Genomic DNA, 2,470 nt, shown 5'->3' on the forward strand with positions numbered 1-2,470 from the left:
GAACTTATTGTCTAAAGAAAAATTAGACGAAATCCTTTCTCCCGAAAACATGATTCATTCAAATAAAATGTAGAATCGCATCATTATACCAATGTGAAAGCTTTTGAGGAATTGTTTATTTGTTTATTTGGTGATTTGTTTATATTTTCTCGCAAAGACGCCCCGATACAGTCATTCTTCCTTATGGGGCAAGCAAAGAACGCTAAGAAGAATTGTTTATCTGTTTATTCGTAACATATAACTCTAAGTACTTTAGGCACTTTAAGTACTCTAAGTACTTCTTTTGGTTTATTTGAAAGCTTTTGTGAAACTCTTTGCTGGGAATTAAAATTTTAATAGCATTTTTTATTCGTAACACATAACTCTAAGTACTTTAGGCACTTTAAGTACTCTAAGTACTTCTTTTTACGCAACTTGGCATTAAAGGAAGATATGCAATATTTGTAGAACCCCTTAATTCATCTCAATCATTTTAAACAACTCATTAAGCTTTGGAGTTAGAATAATTTCTATTCTTCTGTTTTTTGCTCTTGCTTCTTTTGTCATTTTATCTTCAATTGGAACGTAAGGTCCTCTTCCTGCCGGTATAATTCTCTGTGGATTAATATCCCCATTTTTAATAATTATTCTCACAACAGTAGTTGCTCGCAAAACACTTAAATCCCAGTTATCCTTAATTGCTCCTTGTGTTGATGTATAGGGAATATCATCGGTATGTCCTTCTACCAAAACACTTATATTCGTATCTTTCTCAAGAATTTTTGACAATTTTTTTAATGCTTCTTTTCCCTCTGAATTAACATTGGTGCTTCCTGTTGCAAAAAGCAATTTTTCATCAAGAGAAACATATACTTTTCCGTTTTTTAGTTCAACTTTCAATCCTTTGTCTTTGTAACCGTAAAATGCTTTGGAAACACGATCGTTAAGTGCTCTTACAGTTGAATCTTGCGTGTTAAGAATATTTTGAAGATTAATAAGTTTCTTTTCTTTTTCATTAAGTAGCACTTGTGATTTTTCAAGTTTAGTTTTTGAATCAATATATTCATCTTTCAATTTATCAAGGTTTTTCTTCTGAATGTCAAGGTCTTTTGCTAAAGCAAGAAGATCTTTTTCACGTTCTTTTACTTTTGCCTTTGATTTTAAAAGATTTGTTTGCAAATCCAAAATCTCTTTTTCTTTACTACTAATTCGTTTATGGGTTTTTTGAGTCATCATTTTATATGATTGTTTCAAAAGTTGATAATCATTATCCTTTTTCCTTATCATTCTTCCAAAACTTGCTGTATCTGATTTTAAATCAGAAATACTTTTCTCTAAATCATTTATACTCATTTCTTTGTTAGAAATATTATCCTCAAGAATTCTGTTTTTATTATTGAGTTGCTCATTCTGAAATTCACACTGGGTTTTTTGAGCGGAAAGCTCAGCAAACTTTTTTTTGGGTACACAAGATGATAAAATAACTGTTACAAGTACAAAAGCTATAAAATATTTTGCTCTGATATTTTTCATAATTAACTATTGTTATATATTTTTTGTGAAAATAAGAAAGTACAAATTTCAGTTAAATTTCAATTGTAGAAAATTAATTTATTAACAAAATTTATGATTTATCAAAATTACTTATAAAGAAAAGCTTTCGCTTGAATTAACCAATTCCTTTCTTTTGCCACTAATGCACGAATATTTTTATTAGTGTATTCGTGGCTATTATTCTTCATAACATTATTCTATCTCCACAATCATCTATTCTTTTTTTTCTTTTGCCACTAATACACGAATATTTTTATTTCTGTTGCCACGAATGCACTAATACCTAATAATTTATTCGTGTATTAGTGGCTTATTTTCTTTATTCGTGCATTAGTGGCTATTATTCTTCATAATACTATTCTTTTTGAGTTCAGTCTTAATTCTCCAAAATTCACAATTAAAGCCAACTTATTATTCGACACCTTAAGGTAATTTAATGCTTGTGCTACAAATTCATCGGCAATACAGGTAACCCCCTTAACTTCCAATATAATCTTATCAAATACCACAAAGTCGGCATAAAATTTATGAGGCAATATAACACCCTTGTAATTTACTTCATATTTTTTCTCTCTCTCGTATGGTATCTCTGCCTTTTTGAACTCCAACTCCAAGGCATCTTTATAAACAATTTCTAAAAATCCTGCACCAAGATTATTATGCACTTCCATACACTTTCCTATTATCTGATAGCTTTCGTTTTTATATAATAATTCTGACATATTTTATTGTTTTTGCCACTAATGCACGAATATTTTTATTAGTGTATTCGTGGCTATTATTCTTCATAACATTATTCTATCTCTACAATCGTCTATTCTTTTTTTTCTTTTGCCACTAATGCACGAATATTTTTATTAGTGTATTCGTGGCTATTATTCTTACATAAATATTTTTTTACCCAATTGTTTTTTCTATCTATTGTCAAAAATAAAAT

General features: G+C 29.0%; 2 protein-coding genes. Both read right to left on the reverse strand.

What is annotated here, in order from left to right; translation table 11 throughout:
* Positions 1–453: 453 nt before the first annotated feature.
* A complete protein-coding gene (locus tag U9R42_10755) occupies positions 454–1,512 on the reverse strand; it encodes an OmpA family protein (protein MEA3496504.1) in 1,059 nt (352 codons plus the stop codon).
* 368 nt (positions 1,513–1,880) lie between these two features.
* Complete coding sequence (locus U9R42_10760) at positions 1,881–2,255, reverse strand: GxxExxY protein (protein MEA3496505.1); 375 nt, start codon at positions 2,253–2,255, stop codon at positions 1,881–1,883.
* Between the last annotated feature and the right edge of the window lie 215 nt (positions 2,256–2,470).

The sequence above is a fragment of the Bacteroidota bacterium genome (genome assembly GCA_034723125.1).
Classification (GTDB): domain Bacteria; phylum Bacteroidota; class Bacteroidia; order CAILMK01; family JAAYUY01; genus JAYEOP01.

What these genes read in the sequence shown, in the direction of transcription:
- U9R42_10760 (MEA3496505.1), bottom strand. Translation starts at nt 2,255, where the DNA reads ATGTCAGAATTATTATATAAAAACGAAAGCTATCAGATAATAGGAAAG.
- U9R42_10755 (MEA3496504.1), bottom strand. Translation starts at nt 1,512, where the DNA reads ATGAAAAATATCAGAGCAAAATATTTTATAGCTTTTGTACTTGTAACA.